We start from the raw sequence: 18317 nt of genomic DNA, 5'->3' as shown, positions 1-18317 counted from the left end.
CTAAAAAGTCTACACTACATCGGCTTTTCCAGAATACTCAGCTTCACCAACCATTACGTTCTCCCTCTTGCTGACTCTGAGAAAATTCGTCAAAAACCTTTTTCAAGGTCAAACTGCGGAAGTTGGGTTAAGCCCGATATCGTGACGCTGGATATCCTGATGGAAGAAATGGACGGGCTTTCGGCATTGGCGGCAATAAAGAAGCAGGACCCGGAAGCAAAAGTCATCATGGTGTCCGCTTTAGGCCAGGAAGAAAAGCAAGAGCAAGCTCGTAAGCTCGGCGCCTTGGGGTATATCAGAAAACCGTTCAAACAGTCGGAGATTATCAGCGAGATCGAGCGAGTTTTCCAATAGACTTGGTTAGGCCTCTTAACTCAAAAAGAAGGAACCGCAAATGGAAAGAAGCAACTGTTGGGAAGTGATGAAATGCGGAAGGCAGCCAGGGGGTAATAATGTAGAGGAATTTGGCATATGCCCTGCGGCATTACCCAATGAACGTTTTGATAGTGTCAATAAAGGTGAGCATTGTGGCAGGTTTTGCTGGACTGTTGCAGGAACTCTCTGTGGAGGAAAAGTGCAGGGTACATATGCCAATAAATTTATGGATTGTATGAACTGTCAGTTTCTAAAGCAGGTGAATGAAGATGAAGGTCGAAATTTCATTCTAACTCTCAAACAAGCTAAGGGTTAATCATAGAGCAAGGCTTAACATTAAGGATAAAGACCATTGTAGGGCGAAGAACAAGTTATGAAAAAAGTGTTGCCCTCGGAATCAGGCGTGCTGAGTGATGTTCCGAATATGCTGAGTCCATATGTGTTGAAAGAGCCAGCACATCTCTTGGGGCGGCTCAATTCGGACGTTGAGAAACATGAAACACAGGCAGTAGCCAAGTGAATATTTAAGAAACTCTCTGATTAAGTGCGAGTCAACCCCCTGGCCCCCAATCTTGGGGGAAGAGAAGGGGGACTGGGGGACACCCCCAGACCCCCGGCAGGAAGTCTCCTGCACTACTTAATCAGAGCTTCTTTAACTGATACCAAACGGTCTATGTTCTGCAAAGGGGAGGGTTTTCCGGTGATTAAGGTGCTGGTGGTTGATGACTCCAGTTTTATGCGTAAATCGCTGACACACATCCTGCAATCAGACAGGTCAATAGAGGTTGTGGATACTGCTGCCGATGGCAAAGAGGCCATCTGGAAAGTAAAGCAACGCTCTCCGGATGTTGTGCTGCTTGATATCGAAATGCCGGTGATGGACGGGCTGGCAGCCCTGGCGCATATCATGGCCGAATGTCCCACTCCGGTGCTGATGCTCAGCGCCCTTAACAAAAGGGATGCGGCAGTGGCTATCAAGGCGCTTGAATACGGGGCTATCGACTTTATCGCCAAACCCTCAGGGGTCATCTCGTATGACATAGAGAAACTGACCGGCGAGATTATCAGCAAAGTGAAGGCTGCGGCTGATATCAACGTAAGCAAGCTGGCTTCTCACCCGCCACAGGAGTCCTATCATCAGTTATCCCCCAAAATTGCGGCTCGAAAAAATATGGTGGTCATCGGGGCATCAACCGGCGGACCCAAAGCTATTTTCAGCATTCTATCCTGTCTTCCGCGTGATATTCCAGCGGCGGTTCTCGTCGTTCAGCATATGGGTCCTGAATTTGTGCCGTCATTTGTGGCAAGGCTGCAATGGGGATGCTCTCTCAAGATTTCAACTGCTCGAAGAGGCGGGGTTATAGGTTCAAGCCACGCTCTGGTAGCCCCCGGGGGTTACCACACCTTGGTTATACAGGACGGGGATTTTAGGAAAATACGATTGAGTCGTAAAACATCACCTTCGGTTGCTGTGCCGTCTATCGATTATGCCATGGATTCCGCGGCCAATGCCTATGGCGGGAGCATCCTGGGGGTACTCCTGACCGGGATGGGCAGCGATGGCGCCAAAGGGTTGCAAGCTATAAAGCAGGCAGGCGGCAATACCATTGTTGAAGACCCGTCAACCTGTGTGGTTTCCGGCATGCCTGAAGCTGCCATTAAACTGGGATGCGCCGATGAGGTTGTGCCGCTATCCCAAATAGCCAAGACGATTTTGAAGAGGATATGAAGAGATCATGAGCAAAGGGACAATATCAGACAAACTGGATCTCTCCATGTTTCTGGATGACTATCTAAGCGATGCGAAGGATGGTTTTCAGAGAGTCAATACCGCCCTGCTCGTCCTGGAGAAGGATCACAGCAAAACAAAACAACTGGATGAGATATTCAGGGCGATGCACACGCTCAAAAGTTCGTCAACGATGCTGGAGTTTTCGGATATTGCCCAGCTGGCTCATACCAGTGAGGACCTCCTGGACCGGCTTCGGAAGCGCGAGGTGCCGGTGACGGGAGAAATCATTGACGCTCTGTTCGAGGTCACTGACACGCTTCAAAAAATGGTCCGGGAAAGATCCGAGGGGAAGGAAAGTGGAACTGAGTTTCAGGCAGTGGCCGGGAAAGTGAAGGCATTGGCATCAGCCCAGTCGCGTACTCCTCGGCAGAAAGACCCTCAAAAAGACATGGAAACAAAAGCTGTCATACCAACCATCGAGAAGATACAGACCGTGAGAGTAAAGGTGGACCTGCTGGATGCCCTTTTTAACTTGGCGGGCGAACTTATCATCAACAAGAATCGGCTGAACAACATCCTCTCCGGGGAGACAAACAAAGAATTGAAAGCGGCTCTCTCCTCAATGGGCCACATCATCAGTGACCTGCAGGAGAATGTATCCGCTGCACGCCTGGTGCCCGCGGGCGAAATCTTTCAAAAGTTCCCCAGAATGATGCGGGATCTAGCTAAAGAGGTAGGCAAGGAGATCGAGCTTGTTGTTGAGGGCAGTGAAATAGAATTGGATAAAGCCATGCTCGATGGCATCAGTGAGCCGCTGATCCATATGCTCAAAAACGCCCTTGACCACGGCATTGAATCCCCTGAGACCCGCAAAGAACAGAATAAGAAGCCATCCGGAATCATCAAGCTTTCTGCCAGAAGGGCTGAAAACCACATCTTGATTGATGTAGAGGATGATGGCAGCGGCATTGACACTGCACGCATAAGTGAAGTGGCCGTTGAAAAAGGCTTGCTGAAACCGGAAGAAATTGAGTCGCTTCCGGAAAAAGATATTTTGAACCTGATTTTCGAGCCCGGCATCACCGGCGCCGAGAAAGTGACCGATGTATCGGGGCGCGGCGTCGGACTGGATGTGGTGAAAAACTCGGTCAAAAAGTTGGGGGGAACGGTCGAACTGACAACTCAAAAAGGCAAAGGGACACGCTTTACCCTGACATTGCCATTGACTACTGCTGTTTTGCAGACACTGATGGTGGGTGTCGGCAGCCATATCTTTGCCATACCTACCGATATCATTTTGGAAACACTGGAAATCAAGCCCCAGGATATCAAAGAGATTCACAACGAACAGGCGTTGGTCCTGCGCCAAGATGTCATTCCTTTTGTCAGGCTGAGCGAGGTGTTAAACGTCCCCGGTCAGAAAGGTGAGGACAATCCCATTGCGGTGATCATCCGTATCGGAGATGGGTTTCTAGGCCTAGGCGTGGATACCGTGCTGGATCAGACGGAAAGCATCATCAAGCCATTTGACCTCCTTGCGCAGCAATTCAAGGGGTTTTCGGGAGGCACCATCCTGGGAGACGGAAGGGTGGCGCTGCTGCTGGATGTATCCAACCTGTTTGGTTCTGAGACACTGCAATATGAAAAGGAGCGTGCCTATCATGAATAACAAAACCCCATTTCTATCCAGCGAGCAACTTGATTTCCTGGAGGAGATGATGAACGTCGGAGCGGGGAACGCTGCCACCGCGCTGACGCAGATGCTTCAGCGCAATGTGGAAATGATTATACCCAAAGTCATCATTGCCAAACCTACGGACAAGGTTTCGATTCTGGAAAACCCCTCTCTGCCGGTGGTATGCGTCAAGATGGATATGATCAATGATGTCAAAGGAAGCCTGTTTTTTATTGTGCCGGAAGAACAGAAAAGCATGTTGATCCGTTTGGCAAAAGAGGTAATGCTGGGAGCCGGTAAGTTTTGGAGGACAGGAGAGGCAGATTCCAAATCCATGGATTTATCCTTAATTATCGAGATGGGCAATATTGTGGCCGGAGTCTATCTGACGGCAGTCCACGACTTCTGCAAGCTGAATATTTATCATACGGTCCCGATACTGGCTATTGATATGATTCAGGCCCTCCTGGATGAAAGTCTGGGCAGGCTGACCCACCAGATTCAGCATATCATCGTGATTGAAAACGAATTCCGGATAGAAGAGCGCCAGATCAGGACCTTTCTGCTGATGGTTCCCGAAGCCAATTCGATAAAAGTACTGGCCGACTCAATCGGACAGGCCAGGACGGCCATGCTCAATATCGGGGGATGAATGCAGATCATGATTGAGGTCGGTATGGGAAAAGGGATTGTGGCAAGCGCCCCGCAAGTTGTTTCCTGTTTGGGGATCGGCTCTTGCGTGGTGATAATCCTTTACGATGCCAAGCGGAGGATAGGTGGGGTGGCTCACATTATGCTGCCCGATTCCAACAGCCTCCATAATCACTATCCCCCATACCAGTGTGCCGATACGGCGATTGCCACCTTGCTCAGGAGATTGCGCAGCATGGGAGCGGCGCAGCAGGACGTGGTGGCCAGGATGATAGGCGGCGCCCGGATGTTCGCCTGCAGCAACGGCTCAGGCCCGGGTATCGGAGAACAGAACATCGGTAGCCTCAGGCAAATACTGGGCAGGGAGCAAATACCGCTGAGCGGGGAGGAAGTTGGCGGCAGCTACGGACGTAATATCGAGTTTTACCTGGATTCGGGCAGGGTGATTGTAACAACCGCCGGGGAAAAAGAGGATGTGGAGCTATGACTGTGAAGGAAACCAGCAACCTGCTGATTCAGGAGCGGATAAAGGAACTTCGGGATAATACGGATTTCGTCTCTACCCTGCTGGAGAGTCTGGTCGGCTACGCCATCATTGCCGCGGACTTCGATGGCAACATTATCGCTTATAACCAGGGGGCCCACCAGATATACGGCTATGCCCCGGAGAAGATTATCGGCAAGCAAGGTATAGAGATATTCTTCCCCGGAGAGTTTATCAAAGCCGGGAAACTCCAGCAGATCATTGACGAGCTTATCGAGAAAGGGCGGTTCTCCTGCGAAGGGGAGAAGGTCAAAAAGAGTGGTGAAGTATTTCCGGCGCAGATTCTCTTCACCCTGACCCGGGACAAGGGCGGCAAGACGGTTGGCTTTATCGAGATAGTGGAAGACCTTACCGAGCGAAAAAAGGTGGAGGAGGCCAATCTCCGGATACAACACCTTGAGCGGGAGCTTGAGTCTCTGGCGAGGCTTTCCCCTCCGCAGCGGACGACCGCCACTGCCCAGGCGTTGGGGCTTCAGGTGTTGGAACAGTCCTCCCCGGACTCATTTGATCATTTGGTGGGCCGCTATGGGGATTTGATGGAACTGGCCCTGGAGCAACGGGCTTTCAAGGTTCGGCATGATATCTCCGGGGATCTGCAAGATATGGCCGAGGAACTGGTTTTCCTGAAGGCCGGACCCAGAGATGTGGTGAAGGTTCATATTGCAGCCCTGAAAGAAAAAACAGGTGGTGGTGGTGTTAACCCCGCCCGAGCGCAGGTTTACGTGGAAGAAGCCAGGGTCATGGTGCTTCAACTCATGGGGCACCTGGTATCTGAATACCGCACCCTTTCTATGGGTGCCGCAGCCATGAAGGCAAGAGAGAAAACCCAAAAAGGAGACCTTTAGGCATGAAAAACAGAAATAGATATCAGTCGGCTGGAGGAGGATAACCGATGACGAACAAGATTGTGCTGAAGCTGTATATCACCGGACAAACGCCGAAATCGGAGCGTGCCATAGCCAACATGCAAAGCATCTGCCAGAACGAACTGGAGGGGCAGTACGAGTTAGTTATTATTGATGTCCTGGAAAGGCCGCAACTGGCTGAGGATGAGAAAATCCTGGCGACGCCAACCCTTATCAAGGTGTTGCCGCCGCCACTGGCCCGGGTTATCGGCGACCTCTCCGATACCGAAAAAGTGCTGATAGGACTGAATATGGAACCTCTCCGAAATTCTACAACGAAGGGAGGACACAGCAAATGAGTACCAAAATGAGTGCCAAGAAGAATGGCTCGCAAATCAGCAAGCTGGAGACCGGGATTGAAGGATTTGACTTTGTGGCAGGCGGAGGGTTGCCCAAGGGCCGCACCACTCTCCTGGCCGGTACCGCCGGCAGCTCCAAGACGGTCTTTGCCGCCGAGTTCTTAGCACAGGGCATCCTTAAATTCAAAGAAAGCGGGGTGTTCGTTACCTTTGAAGAATCGCCTGCCGATATTTGCCGCAACATGAGGAGTCTGGGCTGGGATATTGAAAAATGGGTAAACGAGGGTAAATTTGCCTTTGTTGATGCCTCTCCTGAACCGGGGGTCCAGACTGTTACGGCCGGAGAATGGGATTTGGGCGCTCTGGTAGCCCGTGTGGAACATGCCGTCAAAAAGGTGAATGCCAGTCGTGTTGTCATGGATTCCCTGGGGGCTATTTTCACCCAGTTTTCCGATGCAGCCTTGGTGCGTCAGGAGCTTTTCCGCGTGGGCGCAGCGCTGAAGAGCATGAACGTCACCTCCATTCTGACTGCAGAGCGAACCGCTGAATACGGCGAAATCGCCCGCTTTGGCGTGGAGGAGTTTGTGGCCGATAATGTCATTATCCTGCGCAATGCCCTCGAGCATGAGAAACGCCGCCGGACCTTAGAGATTCTCAAATTCCGCGGCTGCTCTCATCAGAAGGGAGAATACCCTTTTACCATCATTCCAGGCGAAGGCATCACGGTAATTCCGCTTTCGGCCATAGAACTGCAGCAGAAGTCGTCCGATCTCCGCATTACTTCCGGCAATGCGGAGCTGGACAGGATGTGCGGTGGTGGGTTTTTCCGTGATTCCATCATTCTGGTATCCGGCGCCACCGGAAACGGCAAAACACTCATGGCAACCGAGTTCATCGCCGGCGGGGCAAAGAAGGGTGAGCGGTGTTTGCTGCTGGCCTTTGAGGAAAGCCGGGAGCAGCTCTTCCGCAATGCCACCGGTTGGGGATTTGACTTCAGAAAGATGGAGAAGGACGGGTTGCTCAAGGTTGTGTGCGAATACCCGGAGACTGCCGGGCTGGAAGACCACCTCATCAAGATCAGGTCAGAGATTAATAAGTTCAAGCCCAATCGTCTGGTGGTGGATAGCCTCTCGGCGCTGGAACGGGTCTCAACCATCAAGGGTTTCCGGGAATTCGTCATCGGCCTGACCTCCTTCATCAAGCATGGAGAGGTTGCCGGACTTTTCACCGCCACCACACCCACACTGATGGGGGGAACATCAATCACCGAGACGCATATTTCCACCATTACCGACTCTATTATTCTGTTGCGGTACGTGGAAATGTATGGGGAAATGCGCCGGGGGCTGACGGTGCTCAAGATGCGCGGCTCCAGGCACGATAAGGAAATCCGGGAATATACCATCGATGGCGAGGGAATGCACATCGGCAAACCCTTCCGCGATATTACCGGCATCATATCGGGCAGCCCCACGCGGATACAGCAAGGCGAACTGGGACGAATCAGTGAGTTGTTTGTAGAAGATGCGGCGATGAAAGAAGCAAGATAGCCGCATGTCAAAGTACAAAATGCCGATAAACCAGAAGGAATAATAACGATGCAGCTTCTCCGCCCAAAATGATGCGTAGAAAGGGCAAGGGATAAATGAACAGCAAATCGCTTTCACAAACTCAGGTTTACACTGTTGAGCACGAGCCTTCCGACGGATTCCTCAAGGATTTGACGGATAATCTCCGGGTTGGGGTCTATATCAGTCAGGAGGGGAAACTTGTCTTCGTAAACCCGCGATTTACGGAGGAATTGGGCTTTACTGAGGCTGAACTCCTGGGTACAACCACCCTGGATTATGCCCATTCCGAGGACAGAGAGAGGATCAGGAGAGAATCAATTAAGCGGTTGAATGGTGAGTTGAGTTCTCCCTATGAGGCTCGGTTTGTGACCAAAGATGGCGAAATCAGAGTGGTTTTAGAGACAATGACTTCAATTCAATACAAAGGCAGGCGAGCCGCTCTGGGCAGCCATATCGACATCACCGAGCACAGGCAGATGGAGAATGCGCTGAAAGAAAGCCGAGCCAATTTCCACAGCATCGTGGAAAGGAGTACCGATGGCATTATGATCGTTGATAAAAAAGGGGTAATGCTTTTTGTCAACAAGACTTTAGAATCCATCCTTCACCGCAGGGCAGAGGAACTGTTGGGTGAAGTGTTTGGCTTGCCGATGATGTCCGGTGAGATGGCTGAAGTTGATATCGTTCGCAAATCCGGGGAGCCGGGCCTCGGGGAGATAGCCGTGGTGGAGACGGAATGGGAAGGTGAACCTGCCCACCTCGTATCGCTGCGGGATATCACCGAGCGCAGGAAAGCGGAGAATGAACTTGTGATTAAGGACAAAGCCATTGCCTCAGCTGCCAACGCCATTTGTATAGCCGACTTCGATGGTAACCTGACCTATGTAAACCCCGCCTTTCTCAAGATGTGGGACTTCGATAGTGCCGCAGAGGTTCTGGGTAAGTCCATTTTAGACTTCTGGCCGGAGGAAGATCATAAACAGGACACAATAAAAACGCTCTATGAGAAAAGGAGTTGGCACGGAGAGCTGGTCAAACAGAGGAAAAACGGCTTGGAGTTCTATAGCCAGCTATCCATAAGCCCGGTCATTGATAGCGATGACCGGCCAATTGCCATTATGGCTTCCTTCATTGACCTCACGGAGCGCAGACAAGCAGAGCAAACACAGGAAAGGCTCAACCACCAGCTTCAGGCACAAATCAGCGAGCTGGAGGCATTCAGCTACGGTATCGCTCACGACCTGCGAAGTCCCCTGGTAAGCATTGAAGGCTTCAGCCGTCTGCTCCGAGAGGACATGCAAAACCAGCAGATGGAAAACGTGCAGGAGGATATCCGGTTACTCGAGTCCGGCGTCAGGAAGATGCAGGGTTTCTTGAATAGCACCCTGGAATATTCCCGTTCCGGACAGATGATAAAGCCAACCGCGAATGTTTCTTTTGGCAAAATCGTCGATGACGTGATTGCAGAGATTAACGGGCAGATAAGCTCGATTGGGGCTACCTTTTCCCTCGCGAATAAATTCCCCAAAGTTCACGCGGACAGGAACAGGATCATACAGGTGCTGACCAACCTTGTCCAGAACAGCATTAAATATCGGGATAAAACCGTTCCCCTGAAAATTGAGATCGGTCATTACCTTTCAAAAAACGGGCCCGTCTTCTTCGTGCGTGACAACGGGATCGGGATAGACGCGAGTGAGGCGAAAAAGGTCTTCGGTCTTTTCTATCGGGGGACAGCAGAGGGTGAAGGGAGCGGCATCGGCCTGGCGGTTGTGAAGAAAATTATTGAGGCCCACGGGGGTAGAATATGGATACAAGAGGGTCAATCGGGGAAGGGAACCACCATGTGCTTCACGTTGCCTCAACCCGGAGACACAAGCAAGGGGGGAAACAATGGAAAAAATCAAGATACTGCTAGCCGATAGCTCCACTTTTACGCGCATCCTCCTCGCCAATGCGCTGGAGACGCTTGGATTTGAGGTCGTTGCCGTTGCTAAGAATGGCGTAGAGGCCCTGGAAAAGTATGCACAGTACAGTCCTGATATCACCTTGATAGACCTGAAACTGGACGGCACAGGCGGTATCGACGTGGTGCGCGCATTGACAAAAGCTAACCCTGCAGCGGCTGTCGCCTTACTGATGCCGGAGAACATAGATGACCCGGACATAATTGTTGAAGCTGTCCGGGCGGGGGTCAAGGCCTACATGAGGAAGCCTACATCCGGTGAAGAGTTGAAAGGACGATTGACCAAAATGCTGGGAAGGAGAGCAGATTAATGACGATGCAAAGGGAGATAAATATCTTAATGGTAGAGGATACCGAGGAGCACGGTGTTCTGATGAAACGGGCCCTGGAGAAAGGGCGCCTGAAACCGCGATTGTCTTGGGTTAAAGATGGTAAGGCGGCGCTCGAGTTCCTGCATAACCGGGGTGCTTATGCCGATAGAAAGGCCAATCCCAGGCCGGATTTAATCCTTCTTGACCTGAATCTCCCGAAGCTTAGCGGGCTGGAGGTGCTGGAACACATAAAAAGCGATGAAACACTCAGAGATATCCCGGTAGTGATACTTACCGCCTCGGATGAGAAAAGGGACATCATCAGGAGCTATGAGGGGGGAGCCGACAGTTACTTTACCAAGTCGGTTCTCTTTCTCAACAAAGGGTCAGACCCAACGGCGATTCTCGATACGGTAATGGCAATGGCGGGGGTATAAAAAGGTGATCAGTAATAAAAAAGGACCACACGGGCACCGTGGCCGGCAAGGAGGAGATAGCCTATGGTAGTACGAGACATTTGAATAATTGATAGCTATAAACGGTTCGATCAAAAAAGGAGGCTATTTACATGAAGTACTTTAAGAGGTTTCTGAGCGAAGAAAGTGGAGTGTCCCCGGTAATCGGCGTGATATTGATGGTAGCCATAACCGTAGTCCTGGCAGCGGTGATAGCTGCTTTTGCCTTCGGATTCTCGGGGTCATCCACAAAGGCTCCTACTGTTGCCCTGTCTGTGATAGATGACCCGACCGACTCAGTCTCATTGATACTCAAGCACAGTGGGGGCGAAGCTTTAGCGGCCAATGGCTGGAAGTGTTCAGTAACACTTGGAAAGGAGAGTACCGCAGACTTCACTCCCAGCGCTGTCACTGGTGCCCCCTCAGATAGTGAGTTATCGACTGGGGTAGGGATTGATATAGGATACGAGTCAGATGTTGACACCGGTGCGTATGGTACCCTCAGCACTTCCATAGCCGCAGGGTGGTATCACGTTGTGGCTGTGGATGTGGGGAGTGACACGATATTGATTGATACCAATGTGCTGGTGCGCTAGACAAGCACCGAAAAAGAGGGCGATTTTTGCCCTACGAGCATGCCTGATTGGATGGGCATGGATCAACTTAGGGTATCCCCCGTAGGGGCGTATAATGATACGCCCCTACAATTCCCCCAAGATTGGGGGCAAGGGGGTTGACCAACACTTGATCAGAGCTTCTTCCCTGAGAGTCTGCTCGTGACAGCACAAGTGCGCAAGGACTGCACGAGCGTGCTGATATCAGCTGCCCGAGGTCAGCGAGGCACGTCTTCCAAAAAGCGGAGAAGACGGCACTCAAAGAGGAGATGAAAGGGAAAGCTCTCGAAGCGATAAAGGGCCTGAGCAGCCAGAGAAAACAGCGAGTGCCGTTAATCCTGCGGGGAAACACATGAAACAGAGAGCCGCAACTATGTTTAGAAGAAGCAAGATTGTAGAGGATGCCCCTGAGCTGGGGCTATCACCGGAGATAGATACGGAGAAATTCCTGGAGGTGTACCCGGTGAATGAGCCTTACGCCTGTATTGGCATTGAAGCCATCCAGCCGCATACCTATCAGGTATGCGAGGTTGGTTTGACCAAAGGTGAGGTGGAACTTCTGAAGGAGATAAAGTTGCGGCTCTACGAGATAATCAATGTGGAGTTTGCCTCGTTGGATCAGCCGAAAGACTTCCTGATGCAAAAAGTCCAGGAAATAATCAAGGAGTTCGGCATCCGTTTAAGCTCTTCGAGTATGGATAGGATCATGTACTACGTGGCAAGGGACCTGATAGGTTACGGCAGGCTTGATCCGGTATTGAGAGACAATAAGGTCGAAGACATATCGGCCGACGGTGCTGGCGTTAAGGTGTATGTTTACCACCAGAAGTACGGGTCGCTGGAGACCAACGTCGTCTTTGACAGTGAGGAGATGGACTCCATTATTTACAAGCTGGCGCAGAGGTCGGGCAGGGACATCTCTGTGGCAAAGCCCCTTCTGGATGCCTCGCTGCCCAATCAGGACCGGCTGCAACTGAGCATAGGAAATCAGGTCACCACCAGAGGCTCTACCTTTACGATCAGAAAATTCAGGGAGGTGCCCTTCACTCCGATAGACCTGATAAACCTTGGGACAATATCGGTGGAGATGGCCGTCTATTTTTGGCTGGCGGTGGAAACCGGATTCAATATCTTGATTGCCGGCGGCACGGCGTCGGGGAAGACCACCTTTCTCAACACCATTTCCATGTTCATACCGCCCGGCTGCAAAGTGGTCAGTATTGAGGATACCAGGGAAATCAACATTCCCCACCAGAACTGGATACCCTCTGTCACCAGGGACACTTCAGAGAAAGGCTCGATAGAGATGTTCGATCTGCTCCGAACTGCCCTCAGACAGCGGCCTGAGTACCTGCTGGTCGGAGAGGTGCGAGGACGGGAAGCCTATACCCTTTTCCAGGCCATGTCCACCGGCCACATAACCTTCTCCACTATTCACGCCGATTCAGTGAAGTCATTGGTGAAGAGGCTGACCAAGCCTCCCATCGATATTCCGTTGATGCTGCTTGACAGCATAGACATTGTGGCGCTGGTCAGTATGGTAAAGACCGGCAATGCCCGGTCCAGGAAGTGCACCAGCGTCATAGAGGTGACCGGCGTTGACTTTGATAAAGAGACTCTCAATACGAGCGAGGTCTTCCGAAATACCGCCGGCAGCTTTCGATTCAATGGGGAGTCCAAGGTTTTCCTGGAGATCATGGAGAAGCTGAACATGAGCGAGGAGGAACTGGCAGCTGAGTATGCCCGGCGGCTGAGAATAATGAATTTGCTGTGCCGGAACAATGTGAATGACTTCTATACGCTGAGCAGACTTCTATTCGACTACAGCATTCGTCCGGATGAGGTGGAAAAGAGTCTGCTGCGGGGAGAGATATCGTGAGCACAGACACAATAGCTCTGACTCTCTTTGGCGGTTATTACAGAAGAAAGCGAACCGATTTCTCCACCCTGAGTAATGACCTGATCAAGGCAAGGATATATGTTACCGTGGAGAGGTGGCTATCTGTTGCTACCCTGTGTTCCCTCATACTGTCGACTGTTTACGTGACCTTTGGCTTGATAGTATCGGCGCTTCTTCTGAAATATGTGCCGATCTGGCAATTCTGTTTCGCCAAGGGTGAAGCAGATATTGGGTTGATCAGGATTTTGGCTGAACTCGGCCTGACTATCTGTGTAGTGCTCGTCTGCTTTTATACCGTTTTTCTACTCTTTCTCCTCTATCCGCGGGTTAAGGGATGGGAGAGGAAAGCGAAGATAGACGGCCAACTCCCCTATGCCATCTGCTGGATGTCATTCATGGCCGGCACGGGCGTAATCCCCTATATGATTTTCAGGAAGCTTGCCGAGACAGAGGAATTCTTCGGCGAAGTCAGTCAGGAAGCCAAGATGGTGGTGAAGGATGTGGAACTGCTTGGCTTTGATTTCATCAGCGCTCTACGTAACCTGGCCTCTGCTACTCCTTCCACTCAGATGAGGACATTCATCCAGGGGGCAGTGACCAATTCCGTCTCAGGGGGCGAGATGGGAACCTACTTCATCAGCAAGGCCAATGAAGCCATGGAAGAGAACAGAAGGAGGTTCGCCGAGTTTATTGAGGCGCTAGGCATGGTTTCCGAGGTCTACATCATTGCGATGGTGGCGGCCCCGCTCCTTGTTATTATCATGTTTGCTGCCATGATGATGTTAGGAGGGGCAAGCCCGATGATTTTAATGGCGGTCATATACGTATTTATCCCGCTTGGCTCGATGGGGTTTGTGCTGCTTACCGATGCATTGACGCCGGAGGGGACAAAAGGATGAGGGATATCGTTTTTGAGGCAATCGAGCGCAGCCGGAGAAGGTCCACGTTACAGCGATTCATCAAATCCCCACTGCTTACAATGAGAGAGCAGCGATATCTGCTGTATCTGATCTCGGGCGGGATTACCATGGCTTGCGCTGTTGTTGCCTTCTACATGGGCGTTGACCCGATGAATATCGGGATTCTGGCCTTTATGCTGGCTATTGTGCCGCCGAGCTTTTTTGACCTCTACGAGACGAGCAGAGCCAAGAAGCTGGAGGCAGAATTTCCGGCCATGATGCGCGATATCAGCCTATCCGTAAAATCGGGGATGACGCTGAAGGGGGCGATGAGCATTGCTGCGGAAGGCCAGTATGGGGCGCTCACCCCGGCGATAAAACAGATCAACAATATGATCTCATGGGGCATCCCTTTCGAGGACGCTTTGCGGCACTTCTCTCGGAAATATCCCACGCCGCTTATCCGAAGAACGGTCTTTACCCTGATCGAGGCATCCAGGATGGGCGGTCAGTTAGGGGAGATACTGGAGGGCCTTGCTGCCGATGCGGAGGAGACAAAGGCCCTGGAAAGGAAGAGGAGTTCGGAGACCAAGCCGTACCTCTTTGTCTGTTACATCAGCTACTTTGTTTTTCTGGCTGTAATACTGATTATGAGCTATGCTTTTCTTCCCATGATGAAGGAGGCAGCCGATGTCTCTGCCGGCGGCGAGGCCCTGCCGGGCGGGATAGGACAGTTTGCCATTTCGGATAAGGACCTGGCTCTATATGAGAGGCTTTACTTCCATGCTCTGTTGATGCAGGGCTTTTTTGCCGGCATTGTCACCGGGAAGATCGGTGAAGGAAGGGCGGTTGCCGGGCTTAAGCACTCCATCTTCTTTGTCGTGGTAGCGGTTATTGCCTACACCTTGTTGATATAGGTTGCAATGCCTGATTGTTTGTTTCACCGCAGAGCGCTCATGCATTTTCATAAGCGACCACTGGAATGAAGTGGGACAGGGCGCTATCAGATTGATGAGGATGGTCTGGGAGGCATGGTAAAAATGATAGCCGGAATTAGAAGACTGAGGAAAGAGGAAAGCGGCGTTTCCGTAGTGATTGGCGCCATATTGATGTTGCTGATCTTGGCGACGCTATTTGGCATCACACAGGCGTACAGCGTGCCTCGCTGGAATAAGGATGTGGAATACGAGCACTTTGATGTGATTTATGATGACATGATGAAATTCAAATCAGACGTGGAGGATGTGGCATTATTGGAGACACCGAAGTCCAGCGATTTCCGTATGGGAGTGCGCTATCCCAACCGGATATTCCTGTCCAATCCCGGCACCGGGGTAGCTGGCTCTCTGACTTCTGAAAATGTGGCGGTCAGTATCGCATATACCATCGATGCCTTTCTGGAACCGGTAATTACCACGGACTATACTTCAAACCGAATCATTTATGAGGCTCATGGCAGCATTGATAGCCCCAAGCTGGTCTACGAACACGGGTTAATAATCAGGGACTACGGGAATGAATATGCCACCACGGACGAACAGTCGCTGATCATCGGTGACGAGATTTATTTGCCGATTTTAACCGGGAACTTAACGGCGGCTTCCTCTATGGAAACGGAGTCGATTTCGCTAAGACCGAAGACCCATTTTTATAGCCGCTCCAAGATCAAATCGGTGAACATCACCATAGACACGGCTTATCCGGAAGTCTGGGAACAGCTTCTGGCCGGGACGAGCACTGATGATACAACCGTATCGGTCAACCAAATGCAAAGCCAGATTATTATTGTTAGCACGGCAATAGATCAAATCGGTTTTCCTACAGGAGAAGTGACTGCCGATGCCCTGTATGCAGGGCTGGCAACATTAAGCACCAATTTCGTGCCCATACAGTATAGCGATATAGACATTACTCAGGACTACCCCTGCATTATTGACATCACTATTGATACGGTAACTCCCACTTCTTGCACCCTGGAGGCGACGGTGAGAAACGTAACCGCTCCTTTTGATATTCATGCCGACTTTACAGACCTCAGCAACGACCCGGCGATGTATGACGTGTTTCCGGATTATGCGTCGCCGGACAGTACTACCGACACCAGCTGGAATGTGCCTAACGAGAACACGGTGAGGTGGACCGCAATTACACATCCGCGGTACCTCGGGGGTTCTGCGGTAATCATGTCGTTCACGGTTTACAACACTGAAAACAATATGAAGTTCTTTACGTCACGAATATTTATGAGGGCGAACAACAATTTCTGGGATGAGGAGTTGTAAAGAAGGGTATTACTTACTGTAACCCTCCATTATTTTGAAATGGATATTTATCGCCTGGTATTCGCCTTGTTTATCCTGGTTTACGCTTGCAATTCTGACATCAGAAAGAGAAGCGTTCCTAATACTGTGTGGCTGGCTATGGCAGGACTCGGCCTTGTTTTTGCCGGATACGGCGCCGTAGATGAGGGCGTGTCTTTTCTCCCTCGGCTTGTTTTTTCTGTTACCATCACAGGTGCTATGTCTTACCTTTTCTTTGGATTGGGATTCTTCGGCGCGGCCGACGCTAAAGCTCTCATATGCATCGCTCTGCTTTTCCCTGCGCTGCCAGAGTTTAGCATTCTGTCCAATCCCTTCCCATTATTCGGAGACTCTGTCTCTACACCCTTCCCCTTTGCTCTCATGGTGCTCCTGAATGCTGCCGTTTTGGCTATGGCGGTCCCTGTTTGGCTCCTTTTCCGAAATATTTGTAATTTGGGCTTAAGGGAGTTCACCAGAAATGCGGCGATGTGCTTTGTAGCCTATAGAGTAAACATTGACGCACTCAACGGCAACAGATTTGCCAGGCTGACGCATGCCTATGAAGAAATAGACGGTCATCTGACAAGCCGATATTCGTTGGGAGGAATGCCTATAAACAGCAAAACAGTGCAGCAACTGAGAACCTATCACAGGGAGCAAAAAGTCGGAGCTGAAGTCTGGGTGACGCCAGAATTGCCTTTTATCCTTTTTATCTCCCTGGGCTTCACAATATGTTGTTTGGCAGGGGTTTAGCCGGAACTTGACCGGCACCAACAAGAGGAGAGGACGGTATGATGACTGTGACTCATGAAGAGCAGAGAGTAGGCCCCTTTGATTCGCTGGTTGCAGCTCCCTGCTGTTTTTGAGGGACAACCTGTAGATGAGGCGCGGGTTTATCCCGTTTTGCAATCTCATTCAATAGGCTATGTTTTGAATAACACCCAGGTTGGCACAACGGCAAAGAAAACGTCACCATCGATGAGCGAAAAAAAGATGAACCTGATCACCAGACTGAAGCAGTCCTTTACCCACGCCGATGAATGTCCGGAGCAACGCCTCTCCGCAGGCGCTGAACACAAGCAGGCAGAGGTGGAAACGTCCCGGGAAAACGAAGACCCATTCCGTTATCTGGTGGAACAGGCTGATGACGGCATTTGCATTATTCAGGATGAGATCATCTAGTATGCCAATCCTGCCTCTCTGAAGATCATCTGGTATACTGCCCAAGAGATCTGTGCAACCCGTTTCCAGGGAAACTCTTGCCGGGTGAGTCTCTCTGGGAAAATCGCTGCCGTCTGCATGAAGGGTTTTCCATCTGGGATCAATCGGAGTGCGGCCTTGCATTTGATCCAATAACCCGAAGGGCAGGGTTCCACGGGCTTGCCCGTGGGGGAATAAAGCGGCGTCGATATGATGTAAAATGTGGGGATGGACGTACGATTATCTGGGCATGGCATATATCGACGCCGCATCCTGAATCCTGGCGTGAAAGAATATCTGGAGAGACTTTTTCCGAAGGTGCTGAGAGATATGCCGGGGTGTGAAATAGTTGAGCTCAACATTCAAATTGATCATGTGCATATGGTGATGATCATTCCACCCAAATATGCAGTAAGCGAAGTGATAGGGAGAATGAAGGGTAAGATGAGCAGCAAGTTGAGGAAAAAGTTTGCCTGGTTAGAGAAGGTTTACTGGAAAGAAAACATAGTGTGGTCGCCGGGGTATTTTGTGTCAACAGTTGGGATAGATGAAGCAACGATCATCAAATATGTCCGCTGGCAGGAAAGCCAGGATTCAGTTCAAGCTTCGCTTGCCCTGTAAAAGTGCCACAGGCTTGCCCGTGGGTATCTACGGATTCTTTCCGCGGCTGGTATCAATGCGGTAGAGAGTCAAACGTGTCCCACTTTTGTTGATTGATAACACCGATGGTTATCAGACTCTGTTTCGTATGAGCAACAGCTTCTTGATAGACACCATGGACTCTTCAGCATATAGTCTCTTCCAATACAAGATGAGCCCGAAGGGCAGATCGATTTCTACCGCAAGATGAGCCTTAAAGGTTTTGAGCAGCTCGTTTATGATCGGGGCCATGCAGTTGATCATGGACGACAGACGTTTGC

At 50.9% G+C, this 18317-nt stretch carries 21 protein-coding genes; 20 read left to right on the top strand and 1 reads right to left on the bottom strand.

What is annotated here, in order from left to right:
• The 20 genes from PHV74_09085 to tnpA form a co-directional block, all read left to right on the top strand.
• A partial coding sequence (locus PHV74_09085; GenBank protein MDD5094517.1) for a response regulator occupies window positions 1-354 on the top strand: 354 nt, incomplete at its 5' end.
• Between the two features lie 40 nt (window positions 355-394).
• Window positions 395-691, top strand: coding sequence for a hypothetical protein (locus PHV74_09080; GenBank protein ID MDD5094516.1), 297 nt, complete (start codon window positions 395-397; stop codon window positions 689-691).
• Between the two features lie 357 nt (window positions 692-1048).
• Window positions 1049-2104 carry a chemotaxis response regulator protein-glutamate methylesterase gene (locus PHV74_09075; protein ID MDD5094515.1) on the top strand — a complete coding sequence of 352 codons (1056 nt, stop codon included), beginning with the start codon at window positions 1049-1051 and terminating at the stop codon, window positions 2102-2104.
• Between the two features lie 7 nt (window positions 2105-2111).
• On the top strand, window positions 2112-3776 hold the full coding sequence (locus PHV74_09070) for a chemotaxis protein CheA (GenBank protein MDD5094514.1): 1665 nt from the start codon (window positions 2112-2114) through the stop codon (window positions 3774-3776).
• Window positions 3769-4434, top strand: coding sequence for a chemotaxis protein CheC (locus PHV74_09065; GenBank protein ID MDD5094513.1), 666 nt, complete (start codon window positions 3769-3771; stop codon window positions 4432-4434). The genes PHV74_09070 and PHV74_09065 overlap by 8 nt, the downstream gene beginning before the upstream one ends.
• Window positions 4435-4920 carry a chemotaxis protein CheD gene (locus tag PHV74_09060; protein MDD5094512.1) on the top strand — a complete coding sequence of 162 codons (486 nt, stop codon included), beginning with the start codon at window positions 4435-4437 and terminating at the stop codon, window positions 4918-4920. It abuts the gene before it with no gap.
• Window positions 4917-5822 (top strand): PAS domain-containing protein, encoded by a 906-nt coding sequence (locus PHV74_09055; GenBank protein ID MDD5094511.1) that lies wholly within the window; start codon window positions 4917-4919, stop codon window positions 5820-5822. The genes PHV74_09060 and PHV74_09055 overlap by 4 nt, the downstream gene beginning before the upstream one ends.
• Window positions 5823-5869: 47 nt before the next feature.
• Window positions 5870-6181, top strand: a complete 312-nt coding sequence (kaiB, locus tag PHV74_09050; protein ID MDD5094510.1) for a circadian clock protein KaiB — start codon at window positions 5870-5872, stop codon at window positions 6179-6181.
• Window positions 6178-7731 (top strand): circadian clock protein KaiC, encoded by a 1554-nt coding sequence (gene kaiC, locus PHV74_09045; GenBank protein ID MDD5094509.1) that lies wholly within the window; start codon window positions 6178-6180, stop codon window positions 7729-7731. The genes kaiB and kaiC overlap by 4 nt, the downstream gene beginning before the upstream one ends.
• A 95-nt stretch (window positions 7732-7826) precedes the next feature.
• Entirely contained in the window at window positions 7827-9677 is a 1851-nt protein-coding gene (locus tag PHV74_09040; protein MDD5094508.1) for a PAS domain S-box protein, read from the top strand.
• A complete protein-coding gene (locus tag PHV74_09035; protein MDD5094507.1) occupies window positions 9646-10029 on the top strand; it encodes a response regulator in 384 nt (127 codons plus the stop codon). The genes PHV74_09040 and PHV74_09035 overlap by 32 nt, the downstream gene beginning before the upstream one ends.
• Window positions 10029-10466, top strand: coding sequence for a response regulator (locus PHV74_09030; protein MDD5094506.1), 438 nt, complete (start codon window positions 10029-10031; stop codon window positions 10464-10466). Before PHV74_09035 ends, PHV74_09030 begins: the two co-directional genes overlap by 1 nt.
• Window positions 10467-10597: 131 nt before the next feature.
• Window positions 10598-11080: a type IV pilin N-terminal domain-containing protein gene (locus tag PHV74_09025; protein ID MDD5094505.1), complete on the top strand. Its 483-nt coding sequence runs from the start codon at window positions 10598-10600 to the stop codon at window positions 11078-11080.
• A gap of 370 nt (window positions 11081-11450) precedes the next feature.
• Window positions 11451-12977 carry a type II/IV secretion system ATPase subunit gene (locus tag PHV74_09020; GenBank protein MDD5094504.1) on the top strand — a complete coding sequence of 509 codons (1527 nt, stop codon included), beginning with the start codon at window positions 11451-11453 and terminating at the stop codon, window positions 12975-12977.
• Window positions 12974-13897 (top strand): type II secretion system F family protein, encoded by a 924-nt coding sequence (locus PHV74_09015; GenBank protein MDD5094503.1) that lies wholly within the window; start codon window positions 12974-12976, stop codon window positions 13895-13897. The genes PHV74_09020 and PHV74_09015 overlap by 4 nt, the downstream gene beginning before the upstream one ends.
• On the top strand, window positions 13894-14814 hold the full coding sequence (locus PHV74_09010) for a type II secretion system F family protein (GenBank protein ID MDD5094502.1): 921 nt from the start codon (window positions 13894-13896) through the stop codon (window positions 14812-14814). The genes PHV74_09015 and PHV74_09010 overlap by 4 nt, the downstream gene beginning before the upstream one ends.
• Before the next feature lie 114 nt (window positions 14815-14928).
• Window positions 14929-16179 carry a hypothetical protein gene (locus PHV74_09005; protein ID MDD5094501.1) on the top strand — a complete coding sequence of 417 codons (1251 nt, stop codon included), beginning with the start codon at window positions 14929-14931 and terminating at the stop codon, window positions 16177-16179.
• 39 nt (window positions 16180-16218) lie between these two features.
• Complete coding sequence (locus tag PHV74_09000) at window positions 16219-16950, top strand: A24 family peptidase C-terminal domain-containing protein (GenBank protein MDD5094500.1); 732 nt, start codon at window positions 16219-16221, stop codon at window positions 16948-16950.
• A gap of 225 nt (window positions 16951-17175) precedes the next feature.
• Entirely contained in the window at window positions 17176-17379 is a 204-nt protein-coding gene (locus PHV74_08995) for a hypothetical protein (GenBank protein MDD5094499.1), read from the top strand.
• Between the two features lie 246 nt (window positions 17380-17625).
• Window positions 17626-18018: an IS200/IS605 family transposase gene (gene tnpA / locus PHV74_08990; protein MDD5094498.1), complete on the top strand. Its 393-nt coding sequence runs from the start codon at window positions 17626-17628 to the stop codon at window positions 18016-18018.
• A 111-nt stretch (window positions 18019-18129) separates the two neighbouring features.
• On the opposite strand, the gene PHV74_08985 is transcribed toward tnpA, so the two are convergent.
• Window positions 18130-18317, bottom strand: a 188-nt coding sequence (locus PHV74_08985; GenBank protein MDD5094497.1) for a hypothetical protein, incomplete at its 5' end; no start/stop codon positions are given.

The sequence above is a fragment of the Dehalococcoidia bacterium genome (genome assembly GCA_028711995.1).
Classification (GTDB): Bacteria; Chloroflexota; Dehalococcoidia; order SZUA-161; family SpSt-899; genus JAQTRE01.
The sequence above is the reverse complement of the archived record's forward strand: the minus strand, read 5'-3'. Positions and strand labels throughout refer to the sequence as shown.